Annotated in this window: 20 protein-coding genes; all 20 read right to left on the bottom strand. The window is 59.2% G+C overall.

The window, feature by feature from the left end; all coding sequences use genetic code 11:
- Window positions 1–7 precede the first annotated feature (7 nt).
- Entirely contained in the window at window positions 8–742 is a 735-nt protein-coding gene (locus ACK3EW_RS07610) for a biotin--[acetyl-CoA-carboxylase] ligase (protein ID WP_493809106.1), read from the bottom strand.
- Window positions 743–867: 125 nt separating this feature from the next.
- Window positions 868–2,310, bottom strand: a complete 1,443-nt coding sequence (gene nuoN / locus ACK3EW_RS07605) for an NADH-quinone oxidoreductase subunit NuoN (protein WP_085629554.1) — start codon at window positions 2,308–2,310, stop codon at window positions 868–870.
- A 12-nt stretch (window positions 2,311–2,322) separates the two neighbouring features.
- Window positions 2,323–3,867 (bottom strand): NADH-quinone oxidoreductase subunit M, encoded by a 1,545-nt coding sequence (locus tag ACK3EW_RS07600; RefSeq protein WP_493809105.1) that lies wholly within the window; start codon window positions 3,865–3,867, stop codon window positions 2,323–2,325.
- On the bottom strand, window positions 3,867–5,972 hold the full coding sequence (gene nuoL / locus ACK3EW_RS07595; RefSeq protein ID WP_493809104.1) for an NADH-quinone oxidoreductase subunit L: 2,106 nt from the start codon (window positions 5,970–5,972) through the stop codon (window positions 3,867–3,869). The genes ACK3EW_RS07600 and nuoL overlap by 1 nt, the downstream gene beginning before the upstream one ends.
- A 5-nt stretch (window positions 5,973–5,977) precedes the next feature.
- A complete protein-coding gene (gene nuoK / locus ACK3EW_RS07590; protein ID WP_072777106.1) occupies window positions 5,978–6,283 on the bottom strand; it encodes an NADH-quinone oxidoreductase subunit NuoK in 306 nt (101 codons plus the stop codon).
- Window positions 6,284–6,354: 71 nt separating this feature from the next.
- Window positions 6,355–6,957 carry an NADH-quinone oxidoreductase subunit J gene (locus tag ACK3EW_RS07585; RefSeq protein ID WP_085629560.1) on the bottom strand — a complete coding sequence of 201 codons (603 nt, stop codon included), beginning with the start codon at window positions 6,955–6,957 and terminating at the stop codon, window positions 6,355–6,357.
- Complete coding sequence (locus ACK3EW_RS07580; RefSeq protein ID WP_435671130.1) at window positions 6,954–7,364, bottom strand: carboxymuconolactone decarboxylase family protein; 411 nt, start codon at window positions 7,362–7,364, stop codon at window positions 6,954–6,956. The genes ACK3EW_RS07585 and ACK3EW_RS07580 overlap by 4 nt, the downstream gene beginning before the upstream one ends.
- Window positions 7,361–7,855, bottom strand: coding sequence for an NADH-quinone oxidoreductase subunit NuoI (nuoI, locus tag ACK3EW_RS07575; RefSeq protein WP_085629564.1), 495 nt, complete (start codon window positions 7,853–7,855; stop codon window positions 7,361–7,363). The genes ACK3EW_RS07580 and nuoI overlap by 4 nt, the downstream gene beginning before the upstream one ends.
- An 11-nt stretch (window positions 7,856–7,866) precedes the next feature.
- Window positions 7,867–8,895 carry an NADH-quinone oxidoreductase subunit NuoH gene (gene nuoH, locus ACK3EW_RS07570; protein ID WP_085629566.1) on the bottom strand — a complete coding sequence of 343 codons (1,029 nt, stop codon included), beginning with the start codon at window positions 8,893–8,895 and terminating at the stop codon, window positions 7,867–7,869.
- A 7-nt stretch (window positions 8,896–8,902) separates the two neighbouring features.
- Window positions 8,903–9,265, bottom strand: a complete 363-nt coding sequence (locus ACK3EW_RS07565) for a YNQ4 family lipoprotein (protein WP_493809701.1) — start codon at window positions 9,263–9,265, stop codon at window positions 8,903–8,905.
- Window positions 9,266–9,309: 44 nt separating this feature from the next.
- On the bottom strand, window positions 9,310–11,331 hold the full coding sequence (gene nuoG / locus ACK3EW_RS07560; protein ID WP_493809103.1) for an NADH-quinone oxidoreductase subunit NuoG: 2,022 nt from the start codon (window positions 11,329–11,331) through the stop codon (window positions 9,310–9,312).
- Window positions 11,332–11,528: 197 nt separating this feature from the next.
- A complete protein-coding gene (locus ACK3EW_RS07555; RefSeq protein ID WP_493809102.1) occupies window positions 11,529–11,924 on the bottom strand; it encodes a DUF5333 domain-containing protein in 396 nt (131 codons plus the stop codon).
- 90 nt (window positions 11,925–12,014) lie between these two features.
- Window positions 12,015–12,347 (bottom strand): hypothetical protein, encoded by a 333-nt coding sequence (locus ACK3EW_RS07550; RefSeq protein ID WP_493809101.1) that lies wholly within the window; start codon window positions 12,345–12,347, stop codon window positions 12,015–12,017.
- 170 nt (window positions 12,348–12,517) lie between these two features.
- The gene (nuoF, locus tag ACK3EW_RS07545) at window positions 12,518–13,816 is read right to left on the bottom strand and encodes an NADH-quinone oxidoreductase subunit NuoF (RefSeq protein ID WP_493809100.1); all 1,299 of its coding nucleotides are present in this window, start codon (window positions 13,814–13,816) and stop codon (window positions 12,518–12,520) included.
- 3 nt (window positions 13,817–13,819) lie between these two features.
- On the bottom strand, window positions 13,820–14,038 hold the full coding sequence (locus ACK3EW_RS07540) for a DUF5337 domain-containing protein (protein ID WP_439120831.1): 219 nt from the start codon (window positions 14,036–14,038) through the stop codon (window positions 13,820–13,822).
- 19 nt (window positions 14,039–14,057) lie between these two features.
- Entirely contained in the window at window positions 14,058–14,996 is a 939-nt protein-coding gene (locus tag ACK3EW_RS07535) for a helix-hairpin-helix domain-containing protein (protein WP_439120832.1), read from the bottom strand.
- 28 nt (window positions 14,997–15,024) lie between these two features.
- A complete protein-coding gene (locus tag ACK3EW_RS07530; RefSeq protein WP_493809099.1) occupies window positions 15,025–16,284 on the bottom strand; it encodes an NADH-quinone oxidoreductase subunit E in 1,260 nt (419 codons plus the stop codon).
- Window positions 16,285–16,292: 8 nt separating this feature from the next.
- Window positions 16,293–16,601: a hypothetical protein gene (locus tag ACK3EW_RS07525; RefSeq protein ID WP_493809098.1), complete on the bottom strand. Its 309-nt coding sequence runs from the start codon at window positions 16,599–16,601 to the stop codon at window positions 16,293–16,295.
- Window positions 16,598–16,885 (bottom strand): hypothetical protein, encoded by a 288-nt coding sequence (locus ACK3EW_RS07520; RefSeq protein ID WP_493809097.1) that lies wholly within the window; start codon window positions 16,883–16,885, stop codon window positions 16,598–16,600. Before ACK3EW_RS07520 ends, ACK3EW_RS07525 begins: the two co-directional genes overlap by 4 nt.
- Window positions 16,882–18,111, bottom strand: coding sequence for an NADH-quinone oxidoreductase subunit D (locus ACK3EW_RS07515; RefSeq protein WP_493809096.1), 1,230 nt, complete (start codon window positions 18,109–18,111; stop codon window positions 16,882–16,884). The genes ACK3EW_RS07520 and ACK3EW_RS07515 overlap by 4 nt, the downstream gene beginning before the upstream one ends.
- Window positions 18,112–18,117: the final 6 nt, after the last annotated feature.

The following is an 18,117-nucleotide window of genomic DNA, read 5'->3' as shown; positions in this document are numbered from 1 at the left end:
TTGCCCCTTAAAAGAAAATATCCGCCGCGGCGATCGCCTGACGGCCTGCAGCGGTGTTTAAGACGATCCGGCCCTCGGCGTCCACAGTCTCGAACGTGCCCGTGACCTCGCGGTCGCCCATCCGCGCGGTGACAACCTCCCCCAACCGTGCCGCGCGGGTCAGCCATGCCTCCCGGATGGGCGCAAACCCGTAGGTCACGAATTGCGCATCATGTCGCGCATAGGCCGCAGCAAGAATGTCAAGGAACACCTCTGGCAACACCTCGACCCCAAGACCGGACAGCACAGAGACCGGCACCACAGCACGGGCCTCCACTTCGGAAGACGCGGGCGCTGCAATCAAGTTCACACCGATCCCAATCGCCAAATGCGACCCGAGGCTTTCCAGCAGAATACCCGCCACCTTGCCTCCGGTCAAAAGCACATCATTCGGCCATTTGAGCGTCAGCCCATCGACACGGCCCGACACCCCAACCAAAGCATCATAAAGCGCGAGCGCCGCCACAAAGCTGCGCAAGGCGCGCTTTTCCGGCGCGTCCGAGGTTGGCAGCACCAAAGTGGCCGCAAAGTTGCCCTCAGGGTTGACCCAGGCGCGGCCACGCCGTCCCCGTGCCGCGGTCTGCCGCAGCGCGCAAATCCAGGTGGGCCCCGCCAAACCGGTTGCCTGTCGCCCGGCCTCAAGCATCGTGCTGTCCACTTCGGCCAGCACCTGCCGCCCATATCCCAAAGGCCAATCAGACAAGATCACCCGCTCCTTCATCTTGCCAGATAAACACCCGCCGGAGGCATCGCGACCCGCGCAGCGGGGCGCAAAAAACAAAGTGACGCGCCAATGGCGCGTCACTGTCTTTTAACAAGAAAGCCGGTTTAGTTGACAAGGGTCGCCGCAGCAGCCGCAGCCGCACCTTCGATCCCGAACAGGTTGACCACGCCGACCACCATGATCACCGCGCTTGCCATCAGCATGCCCCAGAGTATCGGAGACCGGCTGCTGTCCAACGCGTCATCACGCTCTTCGCCGAAATACATGTAGAAGACGATCCGCAGGTAGTAGAACGCCCCGATCACCGACGCGATCACGCCGGCAATCGCCAGCCACGCTAGCCCGGCCTCGTAGGCCGCGCGCAGCACATAGAGCTTGCCAAAGAAGCCCACCAGCGGCGGCACACCGGCCAAGCTGAACAGCAGCACCAGCATCGCCAGCGCCTTGCCCGGCTCACGCTTGGAATACATGTTCAGAGACCCGATGTTCGACACCGGCTGACCGTCGCGGTGCATCGACAGGATAAAGGCAAATGTGCCGACATTCATAGTGACGTAGATCGCCATATAGATCAGCATCGCCTGCACGCCGAACGCGGTGCCTGCCGCCAGCCCCATCAGGGCATAGCCCATATGCGCGATGGACGAAAACGCCATCAGACGCTTGATGTCGGTCTGGCCGATGGCGGCGATGGCCCCAAGGAACATCGACAGCACCGACAGCAGCGCGATCACCTGGCTCCAATCGCTGACTGCCGCACCGAAGGCGTCGTGCATGACGCGCGCGAACAGGGCCATTGCGGCAACCTTGGGTGCGGTAGCAAAGAACGCGGTGACCGGCGTGGGCGAGCCTTCGTAGACGTCGGGTGTCCACATGTGGAACGGCACGGCCGAAACCTTGAACGCAAGACCAGAAATCAGGAATACCAGACCGAAGAGCAGACCAAGCGACAGATCGCCATGTACCGCCGTCTGGATGATCCCCGAGAAAAGCGTTGTGCCGGAATAGCCATAAACGAGCGAGGCACCATAAAGCAGAAGGCCGGAGGATAGCGCACCCAGCACAAAGTACTTGAGGCCCGCCTCGGTCGACTTCAGGCTGTCGCGGCGCAAGGATGCAACCACATACAGTGCGAGCGATTGCAGTTCGAGCCCCATATAAAGCGCCATCAGGTCACCTGCGGACACCATCATCATCATGCCCACAACCGCCAGTGCGATCAGCAGCGGATATTCGAACCGCAGGAGCCCGCGTCGGGTCATGTAGGCTTCGGACATCAGCAGCACGGCGGCGGCAGAGACAAGGATCACCACCTTGGCAAAGCGCGCAAACCCGTCATCCACGAACATCCCATTGAAGGCAATGTTGGTCCCTGCCCCATTCAGCCCGATCCAGACCGCAAGGGCAAGGAACAGACCGCTCGTCACCCAGACCAGCAGCGACGCAGCCCCATCCTTGACAGTGTAGACCGCGCCCAGAAGTGCCAGCATCGCATAAACGGCCAGCACGATTTCCGGCAGGATGATACCCAGATCAGCCGAGAGCATAGCCCAGCCCCCTTATTCGCTATGCGCGACTTGCGTGGCGAGATCCGCCTCCGCAACCGCGACTTGATAGTTTGAAACCAGCGCTTCGACCGACGGTCCGATCGTATCGAGGATCGGGGCCGGATAGACGCCAAAGAGGATCGTCGCCACGACCAGCGGCGCAAAGATCGCCCGCTCGCGGCGTGACATGTCGGTGATGGTCTTCAGGCTTTCCTTGATCAGGTCGCCCATGACCACCCGACGATAAAGCCACAGCGCATAAGCGGCCGACAGGATCACACCGGATGTGGCCACAGCCGCAACCCATGTGTTGACCTGGAAGATGCCCATCAGCGTCAGGAATTCACCGACAAAGCCCGATGTCCCCGGCAGGCCGACATTGGCCATGGTGAACAGCATGAAGATCAGCGCATAGGCCGGCATCCGGTTTACCAGACCGCCATAAGCGTCGATGTCCCGTGTGTGCATCCGGTCATAAATCACACCAACGCACAGGAAGAGCGCGCCCGAGATGAAGCCGTGGCTGATCATCTGGAAAATCGCACCATCAATACCCTGCTGGTTGGCGGCAAAAATGCCCATTGTCACATAGCCCATGTGGGCGACGGACGAATAGGCGATCAGCTTTTTCATGTCTTCCTGCACCAGTGCAACCAACGAGGTGTAGACAATCGCAATCGCCGACATCCACAGCACCAACGGTGCCAGCACATCCGATCCCACCGGGAACATCGGCAGGCTGAACCGCAAGAAGCCGTAGCCGCCCATTTTCAGCAGGATCGCAGCCAGAACAACAGACCCAGCGGTCGGGGCCTGAACGTGCGCATCCGGCAACCATGTGTGGACCGGCCACATCGGCATCTTGACAGCAAACGATGCGAAGAAGGCAAGAAACAGAAGCGTCTGCATGCCGCCCACAATCTGAATGCCAAGAAGCGAGAAGCTTTCCGACCCAAACTGGTGCACAAGCAACTGTTCGATATCGGTGGTCCCCGCGTCCGAGAACATGGCGACCATTGCCACCAGCATCAGAACCGATCCAAGGAAGGTGTAGAGGAAGAACTTGAACGACGCGTAGATGCGGTTCTTGCCACCCCAGATGCCGATTATCAGGAACATCGGGATCAGGCCCGCCTCAAAAAAGAGGTAGAACAGCACCAGATCAAGCGCCATGAACACGCCCAGCATGAGCGTTTCCAAAAGCAGGAATGCGATCATGTATTCCTTGACGCGGGTGTTCACGTCCCAGCTTGCCGCAATCACCAACGGCATCATGAACGTTGTGAGCATGACGAACAGAACCGAAATCCCATCGACACCCATCTTGTATTGCAGGCCCAACAACCACTCGGCCTGTTCGACCATCTGGAACCCGGTGTTCTGGGGATCGAACTGGAGCAGGATGAAAAGCGAGATCAGGAAGGTGGCCGAGGTCGCAATCAACGCCAACCACTTGGCGTTCCGATTGGCCGCCTCATCGTCGCCCTGCAGGAAGACCAGCAGGATCACAGCCGCCAGTGCTGGCAGGAACGTGACAATGGAAAGAAGGTTATCCATCAGCGTGCTCCTCCGCTCAGCGTCATCCATGTGACAAGGGCTGCGATGCCGATCACCATGAAGAAGGCATATGTGAAGATGTAACCAGACTGCGCCTTACCAGCGAGCCGCGTGAGCATCGGGATAAAGCCCATGGCGACCCCGTTGATCGACCCGTCGATGACATTGCCGTCGCCGCGCTTCCACAGCACGCGCCCGAGCATGCTGGCGGATTTGACGAAAAGGAAATCGTAAATCTCGTCGAAATACCATTTGTTCAGCAGGAACAGGTACAGCGGACGCTGGCTTTCGGCCAAGCGCTTGGGCAGCTTTGGATTGACGATGTAGAACCAGTAGGCGCTCGCAAGACCAAGCAGCATCGCGATGAACGGGCTGACCTTGACCCATTTCGGCACTTCATGCGCTTCGTTTATGATGTCGTTATCGGGGCCGACATAGATGGCACCCTCGCCCGGCTGACCGGCAAAGACATAGTGATGCTCGCCACCTTTGGCCTCTTCGGCGTGTCCGGCATCGGCCGCAGCCGTCTCACCGTGGCCTTCGCCCTCGGCGGAATGCTCACCGGCTTCGGCATAAGGCACACCAAAGAACTTGGCGACACTGTCGGTATGACCGAAGAAGCTGTTGTACCAGATGGCCCCGGCAAAGATCGACCCAAGGCTTAGAACGCCCAGCGGGATCAGCATAATCATCGGGCTTTCATGCGCGTGTTCATGCGTGTGCTTGTCGCCGCGCGGCTTGCCGTAGAAGGTCAGGAACATCAGACGCCAGCTGTAGAAGCTTGTGAACAGCGCCGCGACAACCAGCATCCAGAAGGCATAGCCCATCGGACCCGCGGCATAGGCGCTCTCGATCACCGCATCCTTGGACGCGAAGCCAGCAAAGCCGATCCATCCGGTGAGCGGGATACCAACACCGGTGATGGCCAGCGTGCCGATCATCATCGCGCCGAACGTGTACGGGATCTTTTTCCGCAGGCCGCCATAGTTCCGCATGTCCTGCTCGTGATGCATCGCGTGAATGACCGACCCTGCGCCAAGGAACAACATGGCCTTGAAGAACGCGTGCGTGAACAGGTGGAACATCGCCACGCTATAGGCGCCAACGCCTGCGGCCACGAACATATACCCCAGCTGAGACATGGTCGAATACGCGATCACGCGCTTGATGTCGGTCTGCACCAACCCGATGGTCGCCGCGACAAAGGCAGTCGACGCACCAAGGAAGGTCACGAACACCATCGCTTCAGGCGCAAACTCCATCAGCGGCGACATGCGGCAGACAAGGAACACACCCGCCGTCACCATGGTGGCCGCGTGGATCAGCGCGGACACCGGGGTCGGGCCTTCCATCGCGTCCGGCAGCCACGTGTGCAGGAACAATTGTGCCGATTTGCCCATTGCGCCGATGAACAGCAGGAAGGCAATCAGATTGGCCGCGTTCCATTCGGTCCAGAGGAAGGTCAGCTGTGTCTCGGCCAGCGTCGGCGCGGCTGCAAAGATGGCGTCAAAGCGGATGCTGTCGACAAGGAAGAACAGCGCGAAGATACCAAGCGCGAAGCCGAAATCGCCCACCCGGTTGACCACGAAGGCCTTGATTGCGGCGGCGTTGGCAGACGGCTTGCGGTAGTAGAAGCCGATCAGCAGGTAGGACGCGACGCCCACGCCTTCCCAGCCAAAGAACATCTGAACAAGGTTGTCCGATGTCACCAGCATGAGCATGGCGAAGGTAAAGAACGACAGATAGGCAAAGAAGCGCGGCTTGTAGCTTTCGCCTTCTTTCCACTGCGGGTCGTGATCCATGTAGCCAAAGCTATAAAGATGCACGAGCGCCGACACCGTGGTCACGACGATCAGCATGGTCGCGGTCAGACGGTCCAGACGGATCGCCCACTCGGTGCTCAGCGTACCGGACTCGATCCAGCGCAGGATGTTGATGGTCTCGGTGACGCCGTCATGGGTCAGGAAGACGATCCACGAAAGCACACAGGCAAAGAACAGAAGACCCGTGGCCACCCATTGCGCGGCGGTCTCTCCGATGAACTTCCAGCCAAAGCCACACAGAATGGCGCCGACCAGCGGGGAAAACAGGATAAGCGTTTCCATGATCGTCAGCCCTTCATCACGTTAACGTCTTCAACCGCGATAGAGCCACGGTTGCGGAAGAAACAGACGAGGATGGCAAGGCCGATGGCCGCTTCGGCCGCCGCGACCGTGAGCACGAACAAGGTGAACACCTGCCCCACCAGATCGCCAAGGAAACTCGAGAACGCGACAAGGTTGATGTTCACCGCGAGCAGCATCAGTTCGATGCTCATCAGCAGGATGATCACGTTCTTGCGGTTCAGGAACAGCCCGAAAATCCCGATCACGAACAGCACGGCTGCCACCGTCAGGTAATGCTCAAGTCCTATCATCACGTCCCTCCGGGGTGTGCCCCGTCGTTTTCTTTGTCAAAGCGCCCCAAACGGATCGGGGCCGCGTATCTTTAGAGGCCCTGTCCGGGCTTCACGTCTTTCAGTTCCATCGCCTTGGCCGGGTCGCGGTACATCTGCGCCAGCACGTTCTGGCGCTTGACGTCCGACCGGTGGCGCAGTGTCAGAACAATCGCGCCGATCATCGCCACCAGCAGGATCAGACCCGCAAGCTGGAAGAGCAGAAAATACTGATCGTAGAGGATCATGCCCAACGCTTCGGTGTTGTGCCGGTCTACCGGAACCACCTGCGCGCGCAGACCCTCGGCCGCTGCGTTGCTTTCCCATGCGCCAAAAGCCAGCGCGAATTGCATCAGGATGATGACCCCAAACAGCAGCGCCAGTGGCACATAACGCGCCATCTCGGCCTTAAGTTCGGCGAAATCCACATCCAGCATCATCACGACGAACAGGAACAGAACCGCCACCGCGCCCACGTAGACGATCACCAGCAGCATCGCCACGAATTCCGCGCCCAGAAGCACGAACAATCCGGCAGAGGACAGGAAGGCGAGGATCAGCCACAGCACCGAGTGTACCGGATTGCGGCTTATTACTGTGAACAGCCCACCCGCAATGGTGCAAATGGCAAAGAGGTAGAAGGCAAAGACGCTCATGTCTCGTCATCCTTTTTGTCGTCTTCCATGACATCCCGCGCAAGTTCCATCGCGCGGGTCATGGCGGGTATACCGGCGAACATCGACATCTGGGCGATGGTCTCGGCAATCTCGTCTTTGGTGGCACCTGCGGCCAAAGCGTGTCGCACGGTCATGCGCACCTGCGTATCGGCCTGCGCGCCTTGCATTGTCAGACCGGCCAACGTCAGCAGCAGCCGCGTCTTGGCATCCAGCCCGTCTTTGCTGATCCCCTTGCCGAACCACATTTCCATGGCGTCTTTCGGCATGGTCGGCCACATTTTTTCAAACCCCTTGGGGTCGAATGACGACAGCGCCGGATTGAACGCTTTCGCCATTTCCTGCGCCTGCTGCATCATCAGCTCAAAAGGGGTTTTCGGATCGGTCATCGGTACGGCGCATCCAGTTCGAGGTTGCGCGCGATCTCGGCTTCCCAGCGGTCGCCGTTGTCCAAAAGCTTGGCCTTGTCGTAATAGAGCTCTTCGCGCGTTTCGGTCGAAAACTCGAAGTTCGGCCCTTCGACGATGGCATCCACCGGGCACGCCTCCTGGCAGAAACCGCAATAGATGCACTTGGTCATGTCGATGTCATAGCGCGTGGTGCGGCGCGAGCCGTCGTCGCGGGGTTCCGCATCAATCGTGATCGCTTGTGCCGGGCAGATCGCCTCACACAGTTTGCACGCAATGCAACGCTCTTCGCCGTTGGGATAGCGACGCAGCGCATGCTCGCCTCGGAACCGCGGCGACAGCGGGCCTTTTTCGTGCGGATAGTTCAGCGTTGCCTTGGGCGCGAAGAAATACTTTAGGCCAAGCTTCATGCCCTGATAAAAGTCCTGCAACAAGAAGTACTTGGCGGCGCGTCCGTAGTCGATCTGCGTCATCGTTGCTCTCCTTATACCCAGCGCGCAAATGCGCCCCAGAACCAGTCGAATTTTGCTGCAAACGCCACGAAGACCACCCAAGCAAGGCTGAACGGAAGGAACACTTTCCAACCAATGCGCATCAGCTGGTCATAGCGGTAACGGGGCGTGATCGCCTTTACCATCGCGAAGATGAAGAAGAAGAAAGCCATCTTGCCGACCATCCACAGCGCACCATCCGGCAGCCCGGGAATGGGCGACAGCCAGCCACCGAAGAACAACAGGGACATCAGCGCGCACATCAGGAAGATGGCTATGTATTCCCCCGCCATGAACAGCAGGAAGGGCGTAGACGAGTATTCCACCTGATAGCCCGCAACCAGTTCGGATTCCGCTTCGGGAAGGTCGAAAGGCGGGCGGTTGGTTTCAGCCAAGGCACTGATCAAGAACAAGAACACCATCGGGAAATGCGGCAGCCAGTACCACGAAAAGAACCCGTAATCCCCGTCCTGCGCCCGCACGATGTCACCAAAATTCATCGATCCGGTTGAGATGATGATGCCGATAATGATCAAACCCAGCGACACTTCGTAGGAAATCATCTGCGCGGCAGACCGCAACGAGCCAAGGAACGGATATTTCGAGTTCGACGCCCAACCGCCCATGATCACGCCGTAAACTTCGAGCGAGGACACGGCAAAAACGAACAGGATCGCCACGTTGATGTCAGACAGAACCCAGCTGTCATTGAACGGGATCACCGCCCAAGCCACCATCGCAAGCACGAAACTGGTCATTGGGGCGAGCATGAACACCGGCTTGTCTGCACCCGCAGGCACAACCACTTCCTTGACGACGTATTTCAGCGCGTCAGCCACGGTTTGCAGCAGGCCGTAAGCGCCAACTACGTTGGGTCCGCGCCGCATCTGGACAGCGGCCCAGATTTTGCGGTCGCCATAGACGAGGAAGAGAAGGCTGACCATCACAAAGCCCAGTACCGCAAGACACTGTGCGACGATGATCACGCCGATCCCTAGGGGGGTGGTAAAGAAGTCAGCCATCACGTCCTCAAACCATCGGTATTCCGTTTTCAACGCAGGAGGCGGTCACGACTTCGGCGTCGATGGTCCGCACCCCACGGGGCAGCGCCGGCGAGATGGTGTAAACCGCATCTCCTCGCCATAGGCCAGCCTCTTCGTATACATTTGTGCGCAAATGCCGCGCAAACCCGTAACCCCGGATCAGCGCGTATTGCGCCGCAGCGCATTCGGCATAGTCAGCGACGTCCGAATTTGCGCGTGCGCCGCGCATTGAAACGTCGAACTTGACCAGGTCTCCGTCCAGCAAAGTTGTCTCTACGCCTTCATATTCCGGCACAAAGCGCTGGTCGACGGGCTCTGCAGCATCGCAGCCCGACAAACCGCCAACCATCGCCAAAGCAACTGGTGTTATGACCGCCAGATGGCGCACCCTCTTCACTCCGCCGCGATCTTGGTGTCCTTGCGGGCGCGCGCACCCGCCGACAGTTCAGCCATCAACGTGCTCGACCGTGCAATCGGATTTGTCAGATAGAAATCCTGAATGGCGTTGCGGAAATCCGCATCACCCAGCTTGCCCGCAGGCTCGCTTTGCCACGCGTTCTCCGGAACCTGATCGATCATCGCAAGATGCGGCACGGCCTTGACCAAGGCCTGTCGCAACTGTGCAAGGCTGTCGAAAGGCAGCGTCGCCCCCAATTCGGCAGAAAGCGCCCGCAGGATGGCCCAGTTTTCCTTCGCCTCACCTGGCGCAAAGCTGGCACGCATGGCAAGCTGTGGGCGGCCTTCGGTGTTGACGAAAAGTCCCTGTTCTTCGGTATAAGCGGCGGCTGGCAGGATGATATCGGCACGATGTGCGCCACGATCACCATGGCTGCCCTGATAGATCACGAACGGACCATCCGCGATCTCGACCTCATCGGCACCGAGATTGTAAATGACGTCCGCACCTTCAATTGCCGCATCCATACCACCCTCGGTGGTGCAACCTGCATCCATCGCGCCAACGCGGCCCGCAGCGGTGTGCAGAACCATCAGTTTCTGGTCGCACGATTTTTCGCAGATTGCCTGCACCATTGCCAATACGGCAGCTCCGTCTGCTTCGCGCAGCGCGCCCTGCCCAACAATCGCTACGCAGTTTTTGTCCTGCAGCGATGCCATGTCCAGATCAGCAACATGGGCCAGTGCAGCCCTGTCCGTGCCCATGTGTTCGTATTCGTATGTCAGATCCACTGGCGCACCGACCACAATCACATCCGCCCCAGCGGCCCACGCTTTGCGGATGCGCGCGTTCAGCACCGGCGCCTCTTCACGAGGGTTGGTGCCGATCAGCAAGATCTTGTCTGCAGTATCGATGTCTTCGATGGTCGATGTGCCAACATAACCCGACCGGTTGCCCGCAGGCAGCTTGGCCCCATCGGTGCGGCACTCGACGTTGCCGCCCTGCCCTTCGATCAAGGTTTTAAGCGCATAAGCCGCTTCGGTCGGAGCCAGATCGCCAACAAGACCGGCGACTTTCTTGCCCTTCATCGCCTCGGCCGCTTTGGTCAACGCTTCTGGCCATGTGGCCGGACGCAGCTTGCCGTTTTCGCGCACATAAGGCTTGTCCAAACGCTGCCGGCGCAGACCGTCCCAGACAAAACGCGTCTTATCGGAAATCCACTCTTCGTTCACGCCGTCATGATTGCGCGGCAGGAATCGCATGACTTCGCGACCTTTGGTATCCACGCGAATATTCGACCCAAGCGCATCCATCACGTCGATGGATTCGGTCTTGGTCAGCTCCCACGGACGGGCGGTGAAGGCGTAGGGCTTAGACACCAACGCGCCCACTGGGCACAGGTCGATGATATTGCCCTGCATGTTGGAGTTGAGGGTTTCACCCAGATAAGACGTGATCTCGCTGTCTTCGCCCCGGCCTGTCTGGCCCATCTGGGTGATGCCCGCGACTTCGGTCGTGAAACGGACGCAGCGTGTGCAGGAGATGCAGCGCGTCATGTGAGTTTCGACCAGCGGGCCCAGATCGAGATCCTCGACCGCACGCTTGGGTTCGCGGAACCGGCTGAAATCGACACCGTAGGCCATCGCCTGATCCTGAAGGTCGCATTCGCCGCCCTGATCGCAGATCGGGCAATCCAGCGGGTGGTTGATGAGCAGGAACTCCATCACCCCTTCGCGCGCCTTTTTCACCATGGGCGAATTGGTCTTGACCACCGGCGGCTGACCTTCCGGCCCGGGTCGCAAATCCTTGACCTGCATCGCGCAGCTTGCGGCAGGCTTGGGCGGGCCACCGACCACTTCGACAAGACACATCCGGCAGTTGCCGGCGATGGAAAGACGTTCGTGATAGCAGAAGCGCGGCACCTCGATCCCGGCTTGTTCACAAGCCTGAATCAGCGTCATCGCGCCTTCTACTTCAACTTCGTTCCCATCAATGATGATCTTGCGCAAGTCAGACATGCCCGAGCCCTTTGTTCCCATTTGGCTGGCGCAGTCGATGCCGTGGCAAACAGGCGATCGGCTGACGTCGCCCGCCTTCTAACGTGGCTTGTTGGATTAGGCCAGATCTTCAGGCAAAAAGTTGCGGTGAAATATCGACGCGGGGCGCATTTTTCTGCACCTGCACAAAATGCCGCAAGGCCAACGCTGTCAGAGGCTTATCTGAGCAACTGCCCGATCACGGTTTGCGCCTGAATTTGTTCTTGCCCAAACCGGCACAAAGCCGGGATGTCATCCGGGCGCACGCCGTTTGCCTGCAAGTACTGTTCGGCTTTGACCTTCATCCGGGCTTTTTCAGATTTGGAGGTCACGTAGGCTTCCACCTCGTCCTCGGAATAGCCCAGATCACGGGCCAGAGATTTCAACCGCGTAAGTTCCGAATAGGCACGGATCAGGCGGGCATTGATATCGTTGCAGGACTTCCGGATCGCATCGGCAATCGCCACATGCATCAACGCGTCGTCGATTTCCGCCACATCGCGCAGTGGAGGCTTGGCAAATGCCGCACCAGAAAAGGAGAGACTCGCAATCAATAGGGCCGTCAAAAGTCGCATCGGTTCACTCAAGTTGGTCTGTGTCAAATATGGGGACGCACGCGACGGCTATTCAATATCAAGCGCCACATCTTTTGAAATTTCAGCGATTTATGGCTCAAAACAGCGCCCTGTAAGGACAACGCGGTCATCTTCGATCACCAGTTGATCATCCGGAACATCGGGACCGTTGACCCATGTCACATCCGAGCTGCCTAGATAGGCGATGCAGTGCTGGACGACCTGATAGGTTGCGGCTTGTTTTGCGCCCTCAAGGCTGACCGAAGCGGGGCCGCCGCGTGCGACAAATCCGGCGCGGTCGCTGCGTTCTGACCGCAAATCGCCACCGAACCGCGCGCCCTCAAAGGTCACGGTGTCCAAATCGCCCCGCCCGCAAGCCGCAAGCAGACACAGGACCGATGCACAGATCCAACCTGATTTCATGGAGTCACCCCTTGGAATGTCTTGCCGCACCATGCGCTTAGACAGGATGTGCATGCAAGCCCCGAGACGTAAAAAGGCGCTTCGAAGCGCCTTCGTCAAAGGCCGTTCGAACGGCCTTGAAACGCGGTTTCGAAACCGCGTGAGAAAGCCGGTTCGAACCGGCTTCCCGCTTACTCCGCCGCAACCGCGCTGACGCGGCCAGTTTTCTGTGCCTTGATGCGGTCCTCGATCTCATCGCGGAAGTTCTTGATAAGACCCTGGATCGGCCAGGCCGCCGCATCGCCAAGGGCACAGATCGTGTGGCCTTCGACCTGCTTGGTCACATCGAACAGCATGTCGATTTCCTCGACCTCGGCCTCGCCACGCACCAGACGGTCCATCACGCGCATCATCCAGCCGGTGCCTTCGCGGCAGGGCGTGCACTGACCGCAGCTTTCGTGCTTGTAGAACTTGGACAAACGCCAGATCGCCTTGATGATGTCGGTCTCCTTGTCCATCACGATGACCGCTGCGGTGCCAAGGCCAGAACCAAGCTCACCGCGCAGATAGTCGAAATCCATGATCGCATCGCGCATGTTTTCGCCGCGCACGCAGGGCACGGACGACCCGCCAGGGATCACTGCCTTGAGGTTGTCCCAACCGCCGCGAATGCCGCCGCAATGCTTTTCGATCAATTCCTCGAACGAGATCGACATGGCCTCTTCAACAACACACGGGTTGTTTACATGGCCCGAAATCGCGAACAGCTTGGTGCCTGCATTGTTTTGGCGGCCAAAGCCCGAGAACCATTCGCCGCCCCGACGCAGGATCGTCGGCACAACGGCAATGGATTCGACGTTGTTCACAGTGGTCGGGCAGCCATAGAGCCCCGACCCCGCCGGAAACGGCGGCTTCATGCGCGGCATGCCCTTTTTGCCTTCGAGGCTTTCCAGAAGCGCGGTTTCTTCACCGCAGATGTAGGCACCCGCGCCGTGGTGCAGGTAGATATCGAAATCCCACCCCGATCCAGATGCGTTCTTACCAACAAGTCCAGCGTCATATGCCTCGTCGATGGCGTTCTGCAGGGCTTCTTTTTCGCGGATGTATTCGCCGCGAATGTAGATGTAGCAAGCATGCGCCTGCATCGCGAAAGACGCGATCAGGCAGCCTTCGATCAGCGTGTGCGGATCATGGCGCATGATCTCGCGGTCCTTGCAAGTACCCGGCTCGGATTCATCCGCGTTCACAACAAGATAGCTTGGGCGGCCATCGCTTTCCTTGGGCATGAACGACCACTTGAGACCAGTGGGAAAGCCAGCGCCCCCCCGGCCCCGCAGGCCCGAGGCCTTCATCTCGTCGATGATCCAATCCCGGCCCTTTTCAATCAGCTTGGCCGTGCCATCCCAATGGCCACGTGCCTGCGCACCCTTGAGGGTCCGGTCGTGCATCCCGTAGATATTGGTAAAGATCCGGTCCTGATCGCTCAGCATTGCTCAATCCTTGTCAGCCTGGCGCGCACGCCAGAGTTGGTATGTCATCCAAAGTCCTGCCCCGAACCCCGCCATTGCGGCAAGGTCGAACAGGGCGCGGGTCCGCTGGCTCCAGCCATATTCGGACCCGATGGCGGTCACCAAGATCCAGAAGAGGCCAATTGCTGCGATGAACAGCGCAATGCGCCGCCCTTTTCGTGCCTCGTCTGAATCCCGGCTCATGGTCTGGTCTCAATCCCCGTCAGTACACGTCACCGTCATCGACGCGCTTGGAGAATTCTGTCTCCCCGCCAGAGGCGAGAATTTTTGCTTGTTCGACCCAGTTGTCGCGGCTCACACGTCCCTTAAAGCCTTCGAGGTTGGCATTCACCCAAGCCTCTTCATCAGCGGTCCAGTTCGCGATCTGGTCAAAATGGAAAAAGCCCATGGAGTGAAGCATCTTTTCCATCTTCGGCCCCACACCCTTGATTTCCTTGAGGTTGTCCGGGCCGCCTTCGCGGGCCGCAGTCAGGGTGGCGGGCTTGGTCCCCTCGTCGCTGCCTTCGGCTTTTCCGTCGCCATCAAAATCAGGCGTTGCCTCAGCCGCAGGGGTCGATTTAGCAGCGGCTTTCTTCGCCGGAGCTTTGGCTTCGGACTCGTATTTCCATTCACCCTTCTTCGCGGCAAGCTCGTCCTGACCGGCCAGACGCGTCGACGGTTTCACTTGTGCACCAGCTTCTGCATCGGCTTGTGCACTTGCGGCCTGAACGGTTTCCTTGGGGCTTGCAGCGGGCGCAGGTGCTGCGGGTGCAGAGGCCGCAGCGGCAGATGCGGAGGACCCAACCGGCGCGGCTTTGGCCGGGCTGGTGCTCTCGTCCGCAATCGGCGCTGGCGGCACAGAGACCGGCGGTGCATTTGGCGATGCCGCTTTAGGGGCCGCTGCCTTTGGTGCAGATGCGGAGGTCTCACGCGCGCTCGCAGCATCAATGTTTCCGGGGCCGCGCGCGGCAGGCAGGTCACGACAGAAAATCCAGCTGAACGCGAGTCCCAGGACAGCGAATGCCAGACCAGCCATGAAGATGGACCCGATCAGGCCCCAGCCTCCAATGACGATCAGCAAGATGAAGACAAGAAGCCCCACCCCTGCGGCCAAGGCCCATGATCCTATTTGGCAACCGAAGCCAGAATTCTCTTTTTGCATTCGTACTCTCCCTGTCCGTGTTCAGATGTTACTTGTCGTAAACATCACCTTTCTTGACACGTGCAGAAAACTCTGTCTCGGCGCCTGAGGCAAGTGTCTTGGCCTGTTCGACCCAATTATCGCGGGACACGCGGCCCTTGAACCCCTCAAGGTTCTGATCAACCCAAGCCACCTCGTCTGCGGTCCAGCCTGCGATCTGATCGAAGTGATAAAATCCTAGGCGGTTGCACAATTCGGCCAGCTTGGGACCGATGCCCTTGATCCGCTTCAGGTCATCGCCCTGCCCGTCGCGCGCTTCCGTCAGGGTCTCGGGCTTGGTGCCCGGTCCCTCAGCGGCATCGGGTGCAGAGGTCGACGGCTCTTCACGCTCGACCTGCTTGGCGGTTGTCGCCTTGGCGTATTTCCACGTGCCCTTGCGCGCAGCCAGCTCGGTCTCGCCAGCCAGTTCGGAGGACGGTTTCACCATCGACGCCGCATCAGGCGAAGGTGCGTTTTCCGGCTTGGGTGCGGCTTCTGCTGCGGGGCGCGACGGGGTTGTCACGTCATTGGCGGCCTTGGCCACGGTCTGCGGACGCCCACCTGCGTCACCCCAAGGGTGCAACAGCGGGATTTCGGTCCCGTCGATCCGTTTGACAGTATCGCCAATGTCAGTGGCCAGCTGCACCGACGCATTGTACTTATGACGACCGCTTTCGAAATCGGTCAGGCTGGTGAGGCCGGATTTCGGCTCGGCCGCATACCGCCCATTCTGCGGACCGGGAACCGGCACTTCGCCCGCAACCAGTTCGTCAAGGATCTCTGCAAACCGCGCAGCGGTCAGGTCTTCATAGTAATCTTTGCCGATCTGCGCCATCGGCGCGTTGGCGCAGGCACCAAGGCACTCGACCTCTTCCCATGTCAGCTTGCCGTCCGCCGAGAGAGTGTGCGGCTTCGGCGCGATCTTTTCCTTGCAAACAGCCACCAGGTCTTCGGCACCGCAGATCATGCAGGATGTGGTGCCGCAAATCTGGATATTGGCAACAGAGCCAACGGGTTGCAGCTGAAACATGAAGTAAAACGACGCCACTTCAAGCGCCCGCATATAAGCCATACCAAGCATGTCCGCGACCGCTTCGATCGCCGGACGGGTCAGCCAGCCTTCCTGCTCCTGCGCGCGCCACAACAGCGGGATGATCGCGCTGGCCTGACGGCCTTCGGGATACTTGGTGATCTGTGCTTCGGCCCAAGCCTGGTTCGCAGGAGTGAAAGCAAAGCTTGCGGGTTGTTCGGAATGAAGGCGTCGTAGCATGTCGGTTCCTATTGCGTCATCACACAGACAACGGGAATGTTCGGTATGGTGCGGCTCGTGGCAGTTCCAGCCAGTTCCGCAAGAAGCGCAGTTTGTCGCGTGGCTTGATCCTCGGGTGTGTCGAAGAGAAAGCAAAGGTAGATGTCAGAGCCGTTGGACATGCCATACAGCGTGTTGCCGGACCCGCCCGTTCCAAACGGCGCAAAACCCTGCGCGCTCAGATCAGAGGAAAACACGTAATCTGACTGTCCCGGCTCAAAGGCCATCGCAGCAGGTCCGGCAAAGGCCAGAACAGCTATGACAGCCAAACGGATCATGCCCGTGCACATGCCCCGGTGATCAGGCGAACACCGCCGTTCTCTAGTTTCACAGCCTCTTCCGAGGCGACCCGGAAGGCGGCGGTCTGGATCACCTGCTCACGCGTCAGCCCGGTCTGGAGTTCCACTGGCAGGTAGTCGCTTTCGCTGACCAAATCACAGCCGATTGAGGCAACCGCCTCATCGAAGGCGACCAGATCAACCGGCGTCACGCCTTCGGGTGGCATGGCACAGGCAGCAAGCAGGCCCAATCCTGCCAAAGGCGCAAAGAGCCGTGTTGTCATCTGTCAATCTCTCCGAACACGACATCCATCGTACCGATGATGGCGGCCACGTCGGCCAGTTGGTGACCAGTGGCCACATGGTCCATCGCTTGAAGGTGCAAGAAACCCGGCGCACGCAGCTTGGCGCGGTAGGGTTTGTTGCTGCCATCCGCCACAAGGTAGACGCCGAATTCACCCTTGGGGGCCTCGACGCAGGCGTACACCTCGCCCTCGGGCACGTGGAAACCTTCGGTATAGAGTTTGAAGTGATGGATCAGCGCTTCCATTGAGGTCTTCATCTCTGACCGTTTCGGCGGCGTGACCTTACCACGGGCAAGGATGTCACCCTGCCCTTCGGGCGCGCGCAGCTTTTCGATGGCCTGCTTGATGATCTTCAGCGACTGACGCATCTCTTCCATACGGACGAGGTAGCGATCATAGCAGTCGCCGTTCTTGCCGACGGGAATCTGGAAGTCGAATTCGTCGTAGCACTCATAAGGCTGCGACCGACGCAAATCCCATGCAAGGCCGGAACCGCGCACCATCACTCCCGAGAAACCCCATTCAAGGATTTCCTCTTCGGTCACGACGCCGATATCAGCGTTACGTTGCTTGAAGATGCGGTTTTCGGTCAGAAGTCCGTCGATATCGCCCAGAACGCGCGGGAATTCATCTGCCCACTGGTCGATATCGTCAATCAGATCGCCGGGCAGATCCTGATGGACACCACCGGGGCGGAAATACGCGGCGTGCAGACGCGCACCACAGGCCCGCTCGTAGAACACCATCAGCTTTTCGCGCTCTTCAAAACCCCAAAGCGGCGGCGTCAGAGCGCCCACGTCCATCGCCTGTGTGGTGACGTTCAAAAGGTGGTTCAGGATGCGCCCGATCTCGGAATAAAGCACCCGGATCAGCGAGGCCCGACGCGGCACTTCCACGCCAGTCAGCTTTTCAAGCGCCAGGCACCATGCATGTTCCTGGTTCATCGGCGCCACATAATCAAGCCGGTCGAAATACGGCAGGTTCTGCAGATATGTCCGGCTTTCCATCAGCTTTTCGGTGCCACGGTGCAGCAGGCCGATATGCGGGTCGCAGCGTTCTACAATTTCACCGTCCAGCTCAAGGACAAGCCGCAAAACACCGTGCGCCGCAGGGTGCTGCGGGCCGAAGTTGATGTTGAAGTTGCGGATGCTCTGTTCGCCAGAGACCGCGTCGATACTTCCGTCGTCGAATTTGGAGCCGTCCATCATGCT

It is taken from the genome of Marivita sp. NO-S04, from assembly GCF_059070475.1.
Note: the sequence above shows the minus strand (reverse complement) of the source record. Positions and strands in the feature narration are given on the sequence as shown.

What these genes read in the sequence shown, in the direction of transcription:
- ACK3EW_RS07600 (WP_493809105.1), bottom strand. Translation starts at nt 3,867, where the DNA reads ATGGATAACCTTCTTTCCATTGTCACGTTCCTGCCAGCACTGGCGGCT.
- ACK3EW_RS07555 (WP_493809102.1), bottom strand. Translation starts at nt 11,924, where the DNA reads ATGCGACTTTTGACGGCCCTATTGATTGCGAGTCTCTCCTTTTCTGGT.
- ACK3EW_RS07520 (WP_493809097.1), bottom strand. Translation starts at nt 16,885, where the DNA reads ATGACAACACGGCTCTTTGCGCCTTTGGCAGGATTGGGCCTGCTTGCT.
- ACK3EW_RS07530 (WP_493809099.1), bottom strand. Translation starts at nt 16,284, where the DNA reads ATGCTACGACGCCTTCATTCCGAACAACCCGCAAGCTTTGCTTTCACT.
- nuoG (WP_493809103.1), bottom strand. Translation starts at nt 11,331, where the DNA reads ATGTCTGACTTGCGCAAGATCATCATTGATGGGAACGAAGTTGAAGTA.
- ACK3EW_RS07535 (WP_439120832.1), bottom strand. Translation starts at nt 14,996, where the DNA reads ATGCAAAAAGAGAATTCTGGCTTCGGTTGCCAAATAGGATCATGGGCC.
- ACK3EW_RS07580 (WP_435671130.1), bottom strand. Translation starts at nt 7,364, where the DNA reads ATGACCGATCCGAAAACCCCTTTTGAGCTGATGATGCAGCAGGCGCAG.
- ACK3EW_RS07565 (WP_493809701.1), bottom strand. Translation starts at nt 9,265, where the DNA reads ATGGTTGGCGGTTTGTCGGGCTGCGATGCTGCAGAGCCCGTCGACCAG.
- nuoF (WP_493809100.1), bottom strand. Translation starts at nt 13,816, where the DNA reads ATGCTGAGCGATCAGGACCGGATCTTTACCAATATCTACGGGATGCAC.
- nuoK (WP_072777106.1), bottom strand. Translation starts at nt 6,283, where the DNA reads ATGATAGGACTTGAGCATTACCTGACGGTGGCAGCCGTGCTGTTCGTG.
- ACK3EW_RS07525 (WP_493809098.1), bottom strand. Translation starts at nt 16,601, where the DNA reads ATGATCCGTTTGGCTGTCATAGCTGTTCTGGCCTTTGCCGGACCTGCT.
- ACK3EW_RS07515 (WP_493809096.1), bottom strand. Translation starts at nt 18,111, where the DNA reads ATGGACGGCTCCAAATTCGACGACGGAAGTATCGACGCGGTCTCTGGC.
- ACK3EW_RS07540 (WP_439120831.1), bottom strand. Translation starts at nt 14,038, where the DNA reads ATGAGCCGGGATTCAGACGAGGCACGAAAAGGGCGGCGCATTGCGCTG.
- nuoN (WP_085629554.1), bottom strand. Translation starts at nt 2,310, where the DNA reads ATGCTCTCGGCTGATCTGGGTATCATCCTGCCGGAAATCGTGCTGGCC.
- nuoL (WP_493809104.1), bottom strand. Translation starts at nt 5,972, where the DNA reads ATGGAAACGCTTATCCTGTTTTCCCCGCTGGTCGGCGCCATTCTGTGT.
- ACK3EW_RS07585 (WP_085629560.1), bottom strand. Translation starts at nt 6,957, where the DNA reads ATGAGCGTCTTTGCCTTCTACCTCTTTGCCATTTGCACCATTGCGGGT.
- ACK3EW_RS07550 (WP_493809101.1), bottom strand. Translation starts at nt 12,347, where the DNA reads ATGAAATCAGGTTGGATCTGTGCATCGGTCCTGTGTCTGCTTGCGGCT.
- nuoH (WP_085629566.1), bottom strand. Translation starts at nt 8,895, where the DNA reads ATGGCTGACTTCTTTACCACCCCCCTAGGGATCGGCGTGATCATCGTC.
- nuoI (WP_085629564.1), bottom strand. Translation starts at nt 7,855, where the DNA reads ATGACGCAGATCGACTACGGACGCGCCGCCAAGTACTTCTTGTTGCAG.